The organism is Dorea phocaeensis (genome assembly GCF_900240315.1).
In the GTDB taxonomy this organism is placed as follows: domain Bacteria; phylum Bacillota; class Clostridia; order Lachnospirales; family Lachnospiraceae; genus Dorea_B; species Dorea_B phocaeensis.
This window is the reverse complement of record NZ_OEPZ01000001.1, coordinates 241,915-260,187: the sequence shown is the minus strand read 5'-3', so window position 1 is coordinate 260,187 and position 18,273 is coordinate 241,915. Positions and strand designations below refer to the sequence as shown.

Below are 18,273 nucleotides of genomic sequence, written 5' to 3'. Positions count from 1 at the left end.
TTTCGTCTTCCTACCTCTTTTCCTTTTTCTCATTTCTTACGATTGTAACACTCTAACAATTGCAGCATCCAAATCTTATTTCACATGTGTATGTGTAAACAGATGATCCTGACAATACTCATAATTTCCATTGCACTTAGAACAATACCGAAACTCCAGATTCGGATCATCAAGCTCTGTCCTGCCACACACTGCACATTTATGTCTCGCCCCATTTTCATAGACATGTTCCGGCTTTTGCGCCTGCTGAACCTTCCGCTGATAGTCTCTTCGTCTCTTTACCTCCTTCGGAGAATATGCATGCATATTCCGAGATAAAAGATAAAAGATCAATACATTCAGAATCGATGCAAGTGCTGCCATCATAGCGCCGTATCCGGTTCCTTTGTAGGCCGGCAAGAACGGACTGATGATTGCCCACAGGAAATAGAACCCATCAATCAGTGCAATCCATTTTCCTTTAATCGGAATTGCAAAAAACAGCAGAAACTGTGCATCCGGAAACAGCATTGCAAACACAAAGAAAAACGACAGATTCAGGTATTCTACACTTGGAGAAATCACCATTCCCGTTGTCAGATATACGATCAGTGACGCAACAATATGGAGCACAATTCCCGTCAGCAAATAAAAGTTAAAACGAAAAGTCCCCAAAGCATTTTCCAGCTGCATACCAATCATATAATAGATATACAGAAGAAGCGCCACCATGAAAATGCTCGCAGACGGCGGCTGCATCAAGAAGGTCAAAAGCCTCCAAATCTGTCCGTGAAGAACCGCTCCCCAGTCAAGCACCAGATAATTCAGATAAAACATTGGATTGATCATGTACAAGAAATATCCTCCTGCATACAATACGATCAGATACTTCATAATGTTCGGAATGGCGTACCTTCCGAACTTTCGTTCCATTTTCCCAAGCCAGCTATTCATTTATTTGCTCCCTACTTTCCTAAGTCATATACTAGTAGACATTCTACCTTTTCGCCTGATGTTTGTCAATTCTACCATGTAAGTTTAACACGTTTTTTATAAATCTATCACATTTGTGAATTGTCATGCGTCGTATTTTGTCGTATAATGTTACGGGTTTTAAAAGATATATAAATAAGAAACAATCCATTGATTCATTCTATGCATATATGAAGGAGTTATTGAACAATGTGTGAAGAAGAACAATATACTTTAGGAATCGATATCGGTTCCACAACGGTGAAAATCGCCATTCTTGACGAAGCAGGCGACGTTGCATTTTCTGACTACGAACGCCACTATGCCAATATACAGGAGACGCTCTCCGATCTTCTGGGAAGAGCTGTCTATAAGCTGGGCGCCATCCATGCCTCCCCGGTCATTACCGGTTCCGGAGGGCTGACTCTTGCCAAGCATCTGGGCGTTCCCTTCGTACAAGAAGTGATCGCTGTATCCACTGCACTCCAGGATTATGCGCCGCAGACAGACATTGCGATCGAACTTGGAGGCGAGGATGCCAAAATCATTTACTTTGAAGGAGGCAACATCGAACAGCGTATGAACGGCGTCTGTGCCGGCGGTACCGGTTCTTTCATCGACCAGATGGCCTCTCTTCTGCAGACGGACGCATCCGGTCTTAATGAGTATGCGAAAAATTACCAGGCTCTCTACTCCATCGCTGCCCGCTGCGGTGTATTTGCAAAGTCAGATATTCAGCCACTGATCAACGAAGGTGCATCCAAAGAAGACCTAGCCGCTTCGATTTTCCAGGCCGTAGTAAATCAGACCATCAGTGGGCTTGCCTGCGGAAAACCAATTCGCGGACACGTTGCCTTCTTAGGAGGACCGCTTCATTTCTTATCCGAATTAAAAGCTGCATTTGTGCGGACGCTGAATTTAGATAAGGAACATACCATCGCGCCGTCCCACTCCCATCTGTTTGCTGCCATTGGTTCTGCCATGAATTCCAAAAAAGATCTGAATCTGTCCCTTCAGGATATGCAGATTCGTCTTGCAAACAAGATTAAAATGGATTTTGAAGTAGATCGTATGGAACCACTATTTGCATCGGAAGCAGACTATCAGGCATTTATAAATCGCCACGAAAAACACCAGGTACCGATTCGGGATCTAGCTTCCTACCGAGGAAAAGCATTCCTCGGAATCGATGCCGGTTCCACTACCACCAAAGCCGCTCTCGTAGGTGAAGACGGTACTCTTCTGTACTCCTTCTACCACAACAACGAGGGGGATCCTCTGGGCACATCCATTGGCGCCATCCGGGATATTTATAGCAAATTACCAGAGGGCGTAGAGATTGCCTACTCCTGTTCCACCGGATATGGGGAGGCGCTCATTAAAGCAGCTCTTCTGTTGGATGAAGGCGAAGTAGAAACCGTCTCTCACTATTATGCAGCCTCCTTCTTTGAACCAGATGTAGACTGCATTCTAGACATCGGCGGACAGGATATGAAATGTATTAAGATCAAAAATCAAACCGTCGACAGTGTTCAGTTAAATGAAGCCTGTTCTTCTGGCTGCGGATCTTTTATTGAAACCTTTGCAAAATCTCTGAACTATTCTGTGGAAGATTTTGCACACGAGGCTTTGTTCGCCAACGATCCCATTGATCTGGGAACCCGCTGTACTGTATTTATGAACTCCAAGGTGAAACAGGCACAAAAAGAAGGAGCTTCCGTTGCAGATATCTCTGCCGGGCTGGCCTATTCCGTAATCAAGAATGCACTATTTAAAGTAATCAAGGTATCTGACGCCTCTGAGCTTGGCAGCCATATCGTTGTACAGGGTGGTACCTTCTACAACAACGCCGTACTTAGAAGCTTTGAAAAGATTGCAAACTGCGAAGCTATCCGCCCGGATATCGCCGGAATTATGGGTGCCTTCGGAGCCGCCTTAATTGCAAGAGAACGCTACAGCGAATGCGACTGCAAAGCCACCACTATGCTTTCAATCGAGGAGATTGAGTCGCTGGAATACTCCACCACTATGACCAAATGTCGGGGCTGTACCAACAATTGCCGCCTGACTATCAATCATTTCAGCGGCGGGCGCAAATTCATCACCGGAAACCGCTGTGAAAAAGGTCTTGGAAAAGAGAAGTCCAAAAATCAACTTCCGAACCTTTTTGCCTATAAGTTCCAGCGTTACTTTAACTATGAGCCGCTCTGTGAAGAAGATGCCCCCCGCGGTACGATCGGTATTCCGCGCGTACTGAATATGTATGAGAACTATCCGTTCTGGTTCACATTCTTCCACCACCTGGGATTTCGTGTCGTGCTTTCACCGGCTTCCACCCGGAAAATCTATGAGCTTGGCATTGAATCCATTCCGAGCGAATCCGAATGTTACCCGGCCAAACTGGCTCACGGACACATCCAGTGGCTGATCAATCAAGGGATCTCGCGGATCTTCTACCCAAGCGTTCCTTATGAGCGGAACGAATTTGCAGATGCCAACAACCACTATAACTGTCCGATTGTAACATCTTATCCGGAAAATATTAAGAATAATATTGATGCAATTATTCAGGGAGATGTCGATTTTCTCCATCCTTTCCTCTCTCTTAAGAGCGAAGAAACCATCGCTTACCGCATGGTTGAAGAGCTTTCGGAAAAGTTTGCCATTCCGGAAAAAGAAATTCGGGAAGCTGTACATAGCGCATGGATGGAGCTTTCGGCCTGCCGCGCGGATATCCGCAAAAAAGGAGAAGAAACCATTGCTTTCTTAAAAGAAACCGGGAACCGGGGAATCGTTCTTGCCGGACGTCCCTACCATATTGATCCAGAAGTCAATCACGGAATTCCTGAACTGATTAACTCCTATGGGATTGCCGTTCTGACAGAGGACTCCATCTCTCATCTGCATAAGGTAGAACGTCCTCTGAATGTGATGGATCAGTGGATGTACCACTCCAGACTGTATGCGTCTGCAAACTACGTAAAGACTACCGATAACCTGGATTTGATCCAGCTGAACTCTTTTGGCTGCGGACTAGATGCCGTAACCACTGATCAGGTGGCAGAAATCCTGAATAACTCTGATAAGATTTACACCTCTCTTAAAATTGATGAGGTAAATAACTTAGGAGCGGCAAGAATCCGTATTCGCTCTCTTCTTGCGGCGATCCGCGTAAGAGAACAGAAAAAGGAAGAACGCCAAATCCGTCCGTCTTCTATTGAAAAAGCACTGTTTACACAGGAGATGCGCAAGGATTACACCATTCTCTGCCCACAGATGTCACCCATTCATTTTGACATCTTGCAGCCCGCGATCCGTTCCTGCGGATATAACCTTGAGATTCTGTCAAATGACAACAAGCAGTCTGTAGATGTGGGCTTAAAATATGTAAATAATGATGCCTGCTATCCGTCTCTGATGGTAGTAGGACAGATTATGGATGCCATTTTATCCGGAAGATACGATACTGACAAACTCGCCGTTATCATCACCCAGACCGGAGGCGGATGCCGTGCTTCCAACTATATCGGATTCATTCGCCGGGCACTTAAGAAAGCCGGATACCCTCACATTCCAGTTATTTCACTGAACTTAAGCGGATTAGAGAAACATCCTGGATTTAAACTGAGCGCACCACTTGTAGTTCGCGCTATGTATGCAGTTGTATTTGGAGATATTTTCATGAAATGCGTATATCGTCTCCGGCCTTATGAAGCAGTTTCCGGTTCTGTAAATGCCATGCATGAGAAATGGAAAAAGATTTGTCAGGACTTTGTTTCGCACGGCTATCCGTCCAGACGCCGTTTTAACCGTCTGTGCAAAGAAATTATTGAAGACTTTGACAATAACATTAAGTTATTGGATGTGAAAAAGCCAAGAGTCGGCGTTGTAGGCGAAATCCTTGTAAAATTCCTGCCGGCCGCTAACAACCACCTTGTGGAACTGCTGGAATCAGAAGGAGCAGAAGCTGTTGTTCCTGATCTTTTGGATTTCCTTCTCTACTCTTTCTACAACCAGAACTTCAAAGTAGAAAAGCTGGGATTTGAAAAATCCAAAGCCCGGATAGGGAATCTTGGAATCAAATTCCTGGAGTGGCTTAGAAAACCAGCAACCAATGCGTTTGCCGCAAGTAAGAACTTTGATCCGCCGACGCGTATCCAGGATTTAGGAAAAATGGCGTCTGAGATCGTATCTCTTGGCAATCAGACCGGTGAAGGCTGGTTCCTGACCGGAGAAATGTTGGAACTCATTCAAAACGGCGCACCAAACATTGTATGTACTCAGCCGTTCGCCTGTCTTCCAAACCATGTGGTAGGAAAAGGTGTCATCAAAGAACTGCGAAGGCTCCATCCAGAGTCTAATATCGTCGCTATCGACTTTGATCCGGGCGCCAGCGAAGTGAATCAGTTAAACCGACTGAAACTCATGCTTTCTACCGCCAATAAGAACCTCGCCAAGATGCAGGAAATGTAAATAAAAATTGAACAGAAGGCTATCGCGATACACACTAGGAGTCGCAATAGCCTTCGTTTCTATCTATTTGCATTTTTTTCAATATATTCCCATAAATAATTTGCCATTCTTCCTCTAGGACCTCTTCCAAACAGTTCCTCATCATACCTATTGCGCCCTCCGATTCTGCTAATCGCTAACATGAATCTTTTTATCATTGCCGGCACCGCTGCGAAAAACAGCCAGATAACAACTGGGTACATCGACCTCTCTTTTATTCCTATCTTAATTCCATAAAAAACAAAATCTAATCATTTAGCAAGCACCTCATATGCTTCCATATTTTGCTTTAGCAACTGCTCTGACACTGAAAGTAAATCATCCATAGATGCAACTTTCTCTTTATCAGCCTTGCTAAAGTCAATCACTAAATATCTCGGTGTATTATTTTTTAATATTACTGCAGTTCCATGTTTGTCTACTAACTTTGTGACCTTTGAAAAATTTTGATTAGCTTCTGTAATTGAAATCATCGTATTAGTATCTACTGTCATAAATAACACCATCCTCTCTTTCACTTATAGTATATGTATTTTCTAGCTATAATTCAACCTATTTTTATGAAATATCTTTTTTGTGAGAGGTTTTTACATTATTCTGATTTACCATAGCGTATCTAGTTTAAATAGTGGCATAACAACACGAAAATTATACAAGAAATGGACTAAGAAATACTTTAAAGGATCGTCTGTAGCATATCAGTGTACGGTTGAGTCGGCTTGGACTTACTGTACTTCTGTTTACGACATGCAAGCCAAAGACTTAATATCTAAACAAATAAAAAAGAGAATCATTAAATCTAAAATCAGAGCATAAACCATACGATCCCAAAAGGATGATCGGATATAACTGAGTCAGTATATACCGATAGGGATATCGAATGGTTACGCTCTGATTTAGAAAATATGGTGTAGGAGTTGAGGTGTATGAATAGTGTAGGAATAAACCACTTTACACTACTTTTTACTACTCTTACCCTCCTCCAAAAACCTTGATTTTACGGGGTTTCTTAGAATTTACCCTCTTTCGCTGCTTCTTCAATGGAAACTGCAACTGCAACAGTCATACCAACCATTGGGTTGTTACCTGCTCCGATCAGACCCATCATCTCTACGTGAGCCGGTACAGATGAAGAACCTGCGAACTGTGCATCAGAGTGCATACGTCCAAGAGTATCTGTCATACCGTAAGAAGCTGGACCTGCAGCCATGTTGTCTGGGTGAAGTGTACGTCCTGTACCACCACCAGATGCTACTGAGAAGTATTTCTTGCCCTGCTCGATACATTCTTTCTTGTATGTACCTGCAACTGGATGCTGGAAACGTGTTGGGTTTGTAGAGTTACCTGTAATAGATACGTCTACTCCCTCTTTGTGCATGATTGCAACACCTTCACGTACATCGTTTGCACCGTAGCAGTTTACTTTAGAACGAAGTCCATCAGAGTAAGCAATTCTCTGAACTTCTTTTAATTCGCCTGTGTAGTAGTCATACTCAGTCTGAACATAAGTAAATCCATTGATTCTGGAAATGATCTTAGCTGCATCTTTTCCAAGACCGTTTAAGATAACACGAAGAGGTTTCTTACGAACCTTGTTTGCTTTCTCTGCGATACCGATTGCACCCTCAGCTGCTGCGAAAGACTCATGTCCTGCAAGGAATGCGAAACAATCTGTATCTTCTTCCAGAAGCATTTTTCCTAAGTTACCATGTCCAAGACCTACTTTACGCTGATCAGCTACAGAACCTGGGATACAGAATGCCTGAAGGCCTTCTCCGATTGCTGCTGCTGCGTCTGCTGCGCTCTTGCAACCTTTCTTAATTGCGATTGCTGCACCTACAATGTAAGCCCAGCATGCATTCTCGAAGCAGATTGGCTGAATTCCTTTTACCTGATTGTATACATCAAGTCCGGCATCCTTTGTGATCTTCTCAGCTTCTTCGATAGAAGCAATGCCATAGCTTCCTAATACTTCATTGATTTTATCAATTCTTCTTTCATATGATTCAAATAAAGCCATTTTCGCTTGTCCTCCTTACTCCTTACGTGGGTCAATGATTTTCGCTGCGTCTGCAACACGTCCGTACTGTCCTTTTGCTTTCTCCCAAGCATCGTTTGGTGTATCACCTGCTTTGATAAAGTCTGTGAATTTTCCAAGACTTACGAACTGGTATCCGATAATCTCATCGTGATCGTCAAGAGCAATACCTGTTACATAACCTTCTGCCATCTCCAGGTAACGAGGTCCTTTTGCTAATGTTCCGTACATGGTACCAACCTGAGAACGAAGTCCTTTTCCAAGGTCCTCAAGTCCAGCACCGATCGGAAGTCCGTCCTCAGAGAATGCGCTCTGTGTTCTTCCGTATACGATCTGTAAGAATAACTCTCTCATTGCTGTATTGATTGCATCACAGACAAGGTCTGTATTTAATGCCTCTAAAATAGTCTTTCCTGGAAGGATCTCAGATGCCATAGCAGCAGAATGTGTCATTCCTGAACATCCGATTGTCTCAACCAGAGCCTCCTGGATGATACCGTCTTTTACGTTCAGAGTCAGCTTACATGTTCCCTGCTGTGGGGCACACCAGCCTACACCGTGAGTAAGACCGGAGATATCTTTAATCTCTTTTGCCTGCACCCATTTTGCTTCTTCCGGAATCGGAGCTGGTCCGTGATTTGCACCCTGAGCTACCGGACACATCATTTCTACTTCATGTGAATAAATCATTTTAAAACTCCTTTCAACTATGTATGATTTTCTCTCGTAAGGGTCGTTATTACTTTAACACCATACTGTATTTATTCTCTCATATATTACAAGATTCGTCAATTGTCACTTTGCATCATTTTTTCAGAATATCCCACATTTTATGATCGGATTCGTAAGGGGCAAACTCTTTCCACGCAAACGGCACTGTTGTCCATCCTCTTTCGATCCGCTGCCCATCGTCACTTTGGAACGCATAGGTAAATCCGATCCATACGCCATTCTTATCTAAAAATAGATTTGCGAAATACCGACCATCCACGATTTCTCCTGTCAGCATTCGCTCATATACATTGTCCTCCAGCTCCTTGCCCGGATAACTGTCCGGATTCTGGTCAAGAATTCCCATTCTCCAACGACGTATCAATTCCGGTGAGGAGACGATCAGATCTTCTATCTCATACTGCTCTGCCGTTTCCAAATTGACAATCCTTGCCCGCAAATCTGAATACTCCAGATACATAGAGCCTAAAAAATAATGATCCGTGAACACCACACTCAACAGATTTTCATCCATATAAGTAACTTTATAGTCCACCTCACTTGCCAGATAAAGATTCTCCTGACTGCTGAAGAATTCCTGCACTTCTTCAGCGGGCTGCAGATAGAAAAGATCTGCACTGCTCATCGCTGCATCTCTTAAAATCTGGTTTACTTCTTGATCCTTACCACTTGGAAGCCCTTCCACCTGCGGATACTCAATGTCAAAGTCAACCGACAATTTCGTCTCTTCTGACTTTTCCTCATATTTCTCGGTACGAACAGCATAAGATACCGGCGCTTCATACACTTCAATGTCCGCAAGTTCATCTTCAGACGACCGATCCGTTTGCTTGGAATCCCCTGCCTCATCCAGTGACGGCGTATGCTTTTCTTCCCAATCATACTTCTCCTGCTTATGATAACCAGGATTCTGATGCGCCTGTTCCCTTTGATTCTTGCCAAGCTCACCTAGAAGTCTTCCGCCCAAAAGAACGATGATTATCAAAAGGATCAAGACCACCACGCATATTCCTATGATCACACCAATGGTTCCTTTGCTCGTCTTCTTTGCCGAAGGCTCTTCTGCCACCAGTGGCATAATTCGCTCCATAGAAGCCCAGGATCTTCCTTCTCTCTCTTGCAGCGAACCACAGCAGACAAATCCACTTCTCTGGAAAAGAGGGATTAGGTGAGACGGCGCTTCTACGTTCATACGCATTACGGAAAAACGCCCCTGACACATTCTGCACAGCGCATCCAACAAAGCCGTTCCTACGCCATGATGACGATGCATCTTTCGCACGTAAATCCCGAAGATCTCTCCGGAACTGGTTATCGCTCCCAATCCAAATAATTCCTGGCTGCCATCGCCCTCCTGGTACGCCCCAGCAAAGATGATTTCCCCACGCTGTACCTTTTCCCTTATCTTGGAGAAATCATTTACGAAGGGAAAACCCTCCAAGATACTGCCGGCAGTCTCTTGATATACACGCTCTATCTCTTCGCCAGTCAAATCTCTTATCTGCATACACATCCTCCTTTATCCCAGAAGATTCCAAAACTCTTTATCGGAAATATACTGTTTAATCTCTTTATAAGAAAATGGTGCTGTCACCCAGGAATAGCCAAGATCATGGGGATCTTCCGGCGGATAATTAAAATTCAAACCAATTTCAATTCCATCCCGATCAAGGAAAAATTCCACATCGTAGATTCCGCTTTCTTCTTTTCCACTCAGAAGCTTCTGCAGTTCCTTTAGACTTAATTCCGTCAAAAATGCATTCTTTCCCGTCTCTTTCTGCATTCCCGTAATCCATGCTTCCACAAAAGAATCGGAAAGTTCCATAATATCGGAAAGTTCGTATACTTCTCCACTCTCCAGGTTAATGGTACATGCCCGCATCGTCTCATCAAAATATTCCGGCCCTCCCTGATAACTTGCATCAGAAAACATCACGCAAATCAGTCCATCCGTAGCATAAGTCACTTTACTCTCCACCAAATTGGCAAGCATAGGAGTCTGAGATGACAGAACCGTCTCTTTGATTTCTTCCGAAGGATTTATATAAATCTTATCCACCGTCTCCATTGCGCAGGAACGAATCGCATCATTCACCTTCTTTTCCACCTTCTTGCTGGAAAGTCCAGTCACTTCCGGATATCCTACCTGGAAGGTAATAACGGTTGTCTCCTTCTCATTATCTGTATAGTCATAGGACTGATCTGTAATCTCATAAGAGAGATCTTCATCGATATAAGAAGGAACCGCTGCCATCCCTGTTGTGCTATCTTCAACGCTTTCATAATCCCCTCCGGCATCCGGAAATCCTTCCAAGCCCGGATCTTCTCCTTCTCCGTAGAATCCGCCCTCTTCTTCCAGTCCATAAGGAAGCTGCTCCAAAGCACTTTCCTGTAACTCCAAAAATATCCGCTTTGTTGCTGCGGCCACGCCAAAGATGACCAGGCAGACTGCAATCACGCCAACCACTACTGCAATAATCACTGGCGTCTTGGAATTTAAAGGAGAGGCTGGAGTCTCCGGCTGTACCTGCATCACCAGCCTGATCTTCGCGTCTCCTTCCCTGCCTTCCTGGCCTGATTCCGACATATGCATACCTTCCGTCTGCATACCAAGCTTACGGAAGAAGACTGTCATTTCGGATGGCGACAATACACTTATAACAGGAACCCGAAACACAGCTGCGCAATATCGGTACATGCTCCAAAGAAGCATACTTCCAACACCCCGGCGACGGCAATTTTCCATCACGTAAACCAAAAGCACCTGTCCGTCCTTCTTTAGCGCCGAGACGCCACAGACTCTCTGCTCATCAAAGATTCCGAAGATAACCAGTATTTGCTGCCTGTAATCTTCAACAATCTGCTGATACAAAGTATCTTCAATCTTATCTTTCACTAATTGAAGTACGGCGCCTGCCTCTTCCGCCCCCAGCAATCTCGTCTCCATCTGTCGTCCTCCTGTTGTATTTCTCTTCTATTCATGCAGCAATTCATTACGAAGGACGGTCAGCGCCCTTGCCACTGCCGATTCTCTGTTTTTCTCCCGGTTTCCATGGAAGAAACATTCTTCTACATGTACCCGGCCATTGACATAACAGCCAATATAAACAAGTCCTACCGGCTTCTCCTTCGTCCCGCCGCCCGGTCCTGCAATACCGGTAACACTGATAGCCGCATCTGCACCTGCTACCTTTGCCACTCCTTGTGCCATCTCAATAGCCGTCTGTGGACTGACTGCTCCATACTGAACCAAGGTCTCCCGATTCACATTCAAAAGCCGCTCTTTCGCCTCGTTTGAATAGGTGATAAAGCCTTCTTTATAGACACTAGAAGCTCCCGGTACGTTCATCAGTCTTCCTGCAAGAAGCCCTCCGGTACAAGATTCTGCTGTCGTAACGCTGAAATGCTTCTCTTCCAGCAGGCGAACAACCGCCTCTTCCAGCGTTACATCTTCCTCCATCGTATAGATCCGATCGCCAAACCTACTTTTCAGTTCCTGGAGCATCGGCTCCATTAACGCCTCTGCATCCACCTCACTTTTTGCCTTTGCAGTAACCCGAAGGTGTACTTCACCCGTCTTCGCATACGGTGCAATCGTGGGGTTCGTCTGCTGATCCATAAGATCCGCAATCATCGTCTCCGCCCGACTCTCCCCGACAGAGCAAATCTTTACCATTCTGGAGTAAATTCCTTCCGGCTGCAATGCATTGAGATACGGAGCGATTTTTTTATCAAACATCGGCTTCATCTCATTGGGTGGTCCCGGAATCAAAATTGCAATTGCTTCTCCTTCCAGAATCAGCCCGGGAGCCGTCCCGTTATCATTATCGATTACTTTCGCTCCCTCCGGCACCATCGCCTGCTTCCAGTTATTATCCGTCACTTTCCCGGCATGTCCCCGGCGAAAATACTCTTCAATCCGGGCACGGGAATGAGGATCTTCATATAACTCTCTTCCGAACACTTTGGCTGTAACTTCCTTCGTCAGATCATCCTTCGTCGGTCCCAGACCTCCTGTTAGAATCACTACATCTGATCGGGACACCGCCTGACGGATTGTCGCCTCCATCCGTTCCTCGTTATCTCCAACGACAGTCTGATAATAACAAGACAGCCCCAAAGCCGCGCACTGCTCCGCAAGATAAGCTGCGTTGGTGTTCACAATATTTCCAAGCAAAATCTCTGTGCCTACCGAAATGAGTTCTACCGTCACGTTACATTCCTCCCTGTGTCAGTACCTGGATATTCTTTGCCACGTAATCAATCAGAGATACCACCGTCAGAATCAGGGAAACCCAAATCAACACTGTTCCAATCACATCAAATACGCCACCAAGATCCAGAATCAAAACGATAATCATAGCCATCTGAGAAACGGTCTTGAATTTTCCCCAGTAGCTTGCCGCTATTACAATTCCATTATCAGACGCAACCAGACGGAAACCACTGATAATAAATTCTCTGGCAATAATCACAATAACAAACCATGCTGCCAGCTTTCCAGATGGAATCATACAGATCATAGCAGAACATACCAACAGCTTATCCGCCAGCGGATCCATAAATTTTCCAAAATTGGTTACCAGATTTCTCGCTCTTGCAATCTTGCCATCCAAAAGATCCGTCAGACTTGCAATACAAAACAGCGCCAAGGCAATCCACTTATTTGCCGCTCCTCCCACATCTGTCAACATAAAAAACACAAAAAACGGAACCATAATCACTCGAAGTACGGTTAACTTATTTGGTAAATTCATGATATCAACTCTCCTATCAAATCATATTCTGCTGCTCCGGTTACCCTAACTCTTGCAAAATCCCCGGACATCAGTTCTTCTTCTGTATTCACAAAGATCAATCCATCTACATTTGGTGCATCTCTGTAAGTCCGTCCTACATAGGCATTTTCATCGGCTACTTTTCCTTCGATCATCACCAGCACCTCTCTTCCAATCATGGATTCGGCCTGTTCAAATACAATCTCTTGCTGAAGCTCCATAATTTCTGCCTGACGATCTTCTTTCACCTCTTCTTCCACCTGATCCTCAAATCCAGCAGCCGGTGTATCTTCTTCCTGAGAATACGTAAACACTCCCAGACGTTCAAATTCCATCTCATCTACGAATTCCATCAGTTCCTCGTGCTGCTCCTTCGTCTCTCCCGGAAATCCGGTAATCAATGTGGTGCGAAGTGTAATATCCGGAATCTCCTGACGCAGTCTTCCAATAATCTCCACCAGTTGTGCCTTTGAAGTTCTTCTTCCCATTCGTTTCAACACACCATCGCTTGCATGCTGGATCGGTAAATCCAAATAATGGCAGATCTTCGGTTCTTCTTTGATCGTCTGGATTAATTCCTCGTCAATCTCTTCCGGATAACAGTAAAGAATCCGAATCCACCGAATACCGCTGATCTTACAGAGTTCTCTAAGAAGCTTCGACAAAGACTTTCTTCCGTAAAGATCCATTCCATACATCGTAGTCTCCTGGGCAACCAGAATCAACTCTTTCACACCCTGATCTGCCAGTTCCTGCGCCTCTTTGATCAGCCTTTCCATCGGAACGCTGCGATAATTGCCACGGATCTTCGGAATAATGCAGTATGTACAATGTTTATCGCATCCTTCTGCAATCTTTAAGTAGGCAAAATGTCCTCCCGTGGTTACCAGTCTCTTAGTTTCTACCAATGGCAGCGCATCCAGATCCTGCATCTTAACATGTCCCTGTCCTTCCAGCGACTCTTCTACAGCATCCACAATTTTGTCATAAGACGTAGTTCCAAGCACGGCATCTACTTCTGGGATCTCTTCTAAAATCTCCTGCTGATAACGCTGTGCTAAGCATCCTGTCACTACCAGCGCTTTTAAACGTCCTTCCGTCTTATACTGCGCCATGTCAAGAATCGTCTGAATGCTCTCTTCCTTGGCATCGTGGATAAAGCAGCAGGTATTCACGACAATGATGTCTGCCAGCGTCTCATCATCTACGATCTGATACCCTTTGGAATCCAAAAGTCCCAGCATCACTTCCGAGTCTACCAGGTTCTTATCACATCCCAGGGATATAAATAGAATGTTCATACATCGTCTCCTTTTCTTTTTCTTCTTATTTACTACTTTGAAGAAAGGCAGATACCTCCCGGCATCTGCCCCGCTTTAACTACATATCTGAAGGATTAGTCTTCCTCTCCTACGACTTTGATCTTACCCTGGTTCAGCTCATCAATTGCTACAGACAGCGGTTTTTCACCGTCTTTTACCGGAACCAGCGGTACTGAGCCATCAATAATCTCTCTCGCTCTCTTCGCCGTAGCCATCACGATAGAGTAACGGCTGTTGACAACCTTTGTCTCGCCTTCCTCAACGTCCTTATTCACTACTTTCATCAAATCTGTGTAAGATGGGTGTAACATAACATTACTCTCCTTTCAATTCCTCTTTCATATATTCTATAAATGCCGCATTACGGAAACTTCTCCGGTGTTCTCCCTGGATGATACGGTGAACCTCCTCTACGCAGACCTCCAACTCATCATTGACGATCAGGTAGTCATAGCAGTCCATCCCTTCTGCTTCCTCTTTTGCACGGTTCATACGGAACTCAATCACGTCCATCGACTCCGTTCCCCGGCCTACCAGCCGGTTCTTTAATTCCTTTGCCGAAGGAGGTGTCACAAACAAAAGCAGCGTCTCCGGAAACTTTTCTTTGACTTTCAAAGCCCCCTGAATTTCAATCTCCAAAATCACATCTTTGCCTGACTGAAGCTGCTCTTCTACGTATGCACGCGGTGTTCCGTAGTAATTATCCACGTATTTAGCATACTCTATCAGTTCGTCTTTCGCAATCATTTTTTCAAATTCTTCCACCGTTCGGAAAAAATATTCCCGCCCGTCTTCCTCTCCCGGTCTGGGACTTCTAGTTGTGGCAGAAATAGACAACGCATAGTTATCATACTTCTCCAACAGTCTCTTCATAATCGTACCTTTTCCGGATCCGGAAAAACCCGATACTACAATCAGAATTCCTTTGTTCTCCATGGATTAACTCCTTTTACTCAATATTCTGAATCTGCTCTCTGACCTTCTCGATCTCTGTCTTTAAGCTGATACCGATGTTGGACACTTCCAAATCATTTGCCTTAGAAAGGATGGTATTCGCTTCCCGGTTCATTTCCTGTGCAATGAAATCAAGCTTGCGTCCAATTCCATTTTCATTGGATTTCAGTGTTTCCTTCATATGCACGATATGACTTTTCAGCCGCACCACTTCCTCATCTGTACAGATTTTATCTGCAAAAAGTACGACTTCTGCCGCAATCCTGCTTTCCTCAATCTGCGTATCCTCCAAAAGTTCCCGCACTTTACCTTCCAGCTTACCACGATATTCCTCAATAATCCTCGGTGAACGCTCCTCAATCTGTCCCACCAGTTCCAAAAGTCCGTCCAGCTTCTCGGTAATATCCTGCTCTAAACGTTCCCCTTCCTGGCTTCTGGTCTCCACAAATTGTACAATTGCTCCTTCCAGAGCCTGCTTCAGCCCATTCCAGAGCTCGTCTTCATCAACCACCTGCTCTTCCATCGTAAGCACTTCCGGATAGCGAGAAAGTGCAGATACCCGAATATCATTCTCCAGCCCGAATTCGTCTTCCATCTGCTTCATATAAGACAAATATTCCGCTGCAAGCGCAGAGTTATATTTCAGTGCCACCTGGCCTTCCGAAAAATCTTCATAAGAGATAAAAATATCCACCTTACCTCTCTGCACCCGCTGCTTCAACAGATTACGAATTGCCGTTTCAAAAAAATTGAGCTTCTTCGGCATACGAATATTCGCATCCAGATAACGATGATTCACACTCTTCATCTCAACGGTGAATTTACGTTCTCCTGCAGATATCTCGCAGCGTCCAAAGCCAGTCATACTCTTTATCATACTAGAAACCTCTTCTTATCATTAATGGATCTATGAATCACAGCCTCAATTGCCATAAATAATTATAAGTCATTTGGCATATTCCGTCAACTGTGATATAGTATAAACATTAAGCAGTGCCATCTGTGAAAAACAGAAATAGGCTGCTTGCAGACTAGAGTCTGTTTTACGCAGATGATAGGGCGCATGCCCTCTAGCGAGAGAGCTTTGCTCGCGAGCTAGTGCACTGCAAACACTTTTTACGCAGATGATAGGGCGCATGCCCTCTAGCGAGAGAGCTTTGCTCGCGAGCTAGTGCACTGCGAACACTTTTTTACGCAGATGATAGGGCGAATACCCTTTGGAAAGGAAACAATATGGCATTTGACGGAATTACAGTTGCAGCGCTCACTCACGAGCTTTCCGACCAGCTTACAGGCGGCAGAATCGCTAAGATTGCACAGCCGGAAGCCGATGAACTGCTGCTTACAATCAAGACCCCTCAGGGAGCAAGACGCCTTTGCATATCAGCCAGCGCTTCCCTCCCTTTGATTTATCTAACAGAAGAAAACAAACCAAGCCCGATGACCGCACCGGGTTTTTGCATGCTACTTCGCAAACATATCGGTAATGGCCGAATCGTTGGAATCAGCCAGCCCGGTCTGGAACGGATCATTCAGTTTACGATTGAACACTTAAACGAGCTGGGCGACCTGTGTAGGAAACAACTAATCGTGGAAATCATGGGAAAACACAGCAACATTATTTTCTGTAATGGAGAAGGAATGATTCTAGACAGCATCAAACACGTATCTGCCCAAATGAGCTCCGTACGCGAGGTACTTCCGGGCCGAACCTACTTCATCCCAGATACAATGACCAAGCACAACCCTCTGAAAACAGATGAAGAAACCTTCGCTTCTGCTCTAAGAGAGAAACCATCCTCTCTTGGCAAGGCTCTCTACACCAGCTTTACCGGAATCAGTCCGGTCGCAGCCGAAGGAATCTGCGCACTTGCAGGTATCGAATCCGAACGGACAGCTGGTGACCTTTCCGATGATCAGCTGCTTCATCTGTACCGTCAATTCGATTACTATATGGAACAAGTCCACGACGGACGCTTCCAACCGGTCATCTATTATAATGGAAATACACCGAAAGAATTCTCTGCACTCCCTCTGCCCCAGTATCCTTCTGATACGGCACGGGAATTTTCTTCCATTTCTCAACTGCTGTTTGAATACTACCAAACACGCAGCACACAGACCCGAATCCGGCAAAAGAGCGCAGATCTTCGCCACGTAGTGCAGACTTCACTGGAACGAAACCGGAAAAAATACGATCTTCAGACGCGTCAATTAAACGACACTAAAGGCCGAGACCGCTATAAAGTCTACGGAGAACTGATTCACACTTACGGTTACAACCTCGCTCCCGGATCCAAGGAACTGACAGCGCTTAATTACTATACGAATGAAGAAATTACCATTCCTTTAGATCCGACTATGACGCCCGCTGAAAATGCTCAGAAGTATTTTCATAAATACAACAAGCAGAAACGAACCTTCGAGGCTCTTTCGGAACTCATTCAGGAAACTTCAGATGACATCCATTATCTAGAGTCCATCAGTAATGCATTGGATATTGCATTAACAGAAGCCGATCTTGCCCAGATCAAAGAGGAATTGATTCAGACCGGTTATGTCCGCAGAAAATTTACGAAGAAGAAAGAAAAACTCATCAGCAAACCACTTCATTATATTTCCAGCGACGGTTATCATATGTATGTCGGAAAAAACAACCTGCAGAATGAAGAACTCACTTTCTCTTTCGCCAACGGAAATGACTGGTGGTTTCACGCGAAAGGGATCCCCGGATCTCATGTCATAGTAAAAACAAACGGAGACGAACTGCCCGACAGCACATTTGAAGAGGCCGGAAGACTCGCCGCCTACTACTCCAAGAATCGTGGCAGTGATAAGATTGAAATTGATTACATTGAAAAAAAACATGTGAAAAAGCCAAACGGATCAAAACCCGGATTCGTCGTTTATTACACCAACTACTCTCTGATGATCGATTCTGATATCAGCAATATAAAAAGCGTACAGGATTAATTCCCGTACGCTT

Annotated in this window: 15 protein-coding genes; 2 read left to right on the top strand and 13 right to left on the bottom strand. The window is 44.7% G+C overall.

Features of this window, described 5'->3' with window-relative positions:
• Positions 1–75: 75 nt before the first annotated feature.
• Positions 76–933 carry a rhomboid family intramembrane serine protease gene (locus C0979_RS01150; protein WP_101694242.1) on the bottom strand — a complete coding sequence of 286 codons (858 nt, stop codon included), beginning with the start codon at positions 931–933 and terminating at the stop codon, positions 76–78.
• A gap of 228 nt (positions 934–1,161) precedes the next feature.
• Between C0979_RS01150 and C0979_RS01145 the strand changes: the two genes are divergently transcribed.
• Positions 1,162–5,424 (top strand): 2-hydroxyacyl-CoA dehydratase, encoded by a 4,263-nt coding sequence (locus tag C0979_RS01145; RefSeq protein WP_101694241.1) that lies wholly within the window; start codon positions 1,162–1,164, stop codon positions 5,422–5,424.
• 59 nt (positions 5,425–5,483) lie between these two features.
• On the opposite strand, the gene C0979_RS01140 is transcribed toward C0979_RS01145, so the two are convergent.
• The 12 genes from C0979_RS01140 to C0979_RS01085 form a co-directional block, all read right to left on the bottom strand.
• Positions 5,484–5,666 (bottom strand): hypothetical protein, encoded by a 183-nt coding sequence (locus C0979_RS01140; protein ID WP_101694240.1) that lies wholly within the window; start codon positions 5,664–5,666, stop codon positions 5,484–5,486.
• A gap of 48 nt (positions 5,667–5,714) precedes the next feature.
• Positions 5,715–5,957 (bottom strand): type II toxin-antitoxin system Phd/YefM family antitoxin, encoded by a 243-nt coding sequence (locus C0979_RS01135; protein WP_101694239.1) that lies wholly within the window; start codon positions 5,955–5,957, stop codon positions 5,715–5,717.
• 515 nt (positions 5,958–6,472) lie between these two features.
• Entirely contained in the window at positions 6,473–7,483 is a 1,011-nt protein-coding gene (locus tag C0979_RS01130) for a GGGtGRT protein (protein WP_101694238.1), read from the bottom strand.
• Between the two features lie 15 nt (positions 7,484–7,498).
• A complete protein-coding gene (locus C0979_RS01125; protein ID WP_101694237.1) occupies positions 7,499–8,191 on the bottom strand; it encodes an iron-sulfur cluster assembly scaffold protein in 693 nt (230 codons plus the stop codon).
• Between the two features lie 115 nt (positions 8,192–8,306).
• The gene (locus C0979_RS01120) at positions 8,307–9,740 is read right to left on the bottom strand and encodes a GNAT family N-acetyltransferase (RefSeq protein WP_159459842.1); all 1,434 of its coding nucleotides are present in this window, start codon (positions 9,738–9,740) and stop codon (positions 8,307–8,309) included.
• A 12-nt stretch (positions 9,741–9,752) separates the two neighbouring features.
• Positions 9,753–11,180 (bottom strand): GNAT family N-acetyltransferase, encoded by a 1,428-nt coding sequence (locus C0979_RS01115; RefSeq protein ID WP_101694235.1) that lies wholly within the window; start codon positions 11,178–11,180, stop codon positions 9,753–9,755.
• Positions 11,181–11,207: 27 nt separating this feature from the next.
• Entirely contained in the window at positions 11,208–12,446 is a 1,239-nt protein-coding gene (locus tag C0979_RS01110; RefSeq protein ID WP_101694234.1) for a competence/damage-inducible protein A, read from the bottom strand.
• A 1-nt stretch (position 12,447) separates the two neighbouring features.
• Positions 12,448–12,990, bottom strand: a complete 543-nt coding sequence (gene pgsA, locus C0979_RS01105; protein ID WP_101694233.1) for a CDP-diacylglycerol--glycerol-3-phosphate 3-phosphatidyltransferase — start codon at positions 12,988–12,990, stop codon at positions 12,448–12,450.
• Complete coding sequence (gene rimO, locus C0979_RS01100; protein ID WP_101694232.1) at positions 12,987–14,312, bottom strand: 30S ribosomal protein S12 methylthiotransferase RimO; 1,326 nt, start codon at positions 14,310–14,312, stop codon at positions 12,987–12,989. Before rimO ends, pgsA begins: the two co-directional genes overlap by 4 nt.
• Positions 14,313–14,407: 95 nt before the next feature.
• Complete coding sequence (gene rpoZ, locus C0979_RS01095; RefSeq protein WP_101694231.1) at positions 14,408–14,644, bottom strand: DNA-directed RNA polymerase subunit omega; 237 nt, start codon at positions 14,642–14,644, stop codon at positions 14,408–14,410.
• Between the two features lie 4 nt (positions 14,645–14,648).
• Positions 14,649–15,269 (bottom strand): guanylate kinase, encoded by a 621-nt coding sequence (gene gmk / locus C0979_RS01090; protein ID WP_101694230.1) that lies wholly within the window; start codon positions 15,267–15,269, stop codon positions 14,649–14,651.
• A gap of 13 nt (positions 15,270–15,282) precedes the next feature.
• Positions 15,283–16,164 carry a YicC/YloC family endoribonuclease gene (locus C0979_RS01085; protein ID WP_101694229.1) on the bottom strand — a complete coding sequence of 294 codons (882 nt, stop codon included), beginning with the start codon at positions 16,162–16,164 and terminating at the stop codon, positions 15,283–15,285.
• Positions 16,165–16,520: 356 nt separating this feature from the next.
• Here C0979_RS01085 and C0979_RS01080 point away from each other — a divergent pair, with 356 nt between their 5' ends.
• Entirely contained in the window at positions 16,521–18,260 is a 1,740-nt protein-coding gene (locus C0979_RS01080; protein ID WP_101694228.1) for an Rqc2 family fibronectin-binding protein, read from the top strand.
• Positions 18,261–18,273 lie beyond the last annotated feature (13 nt).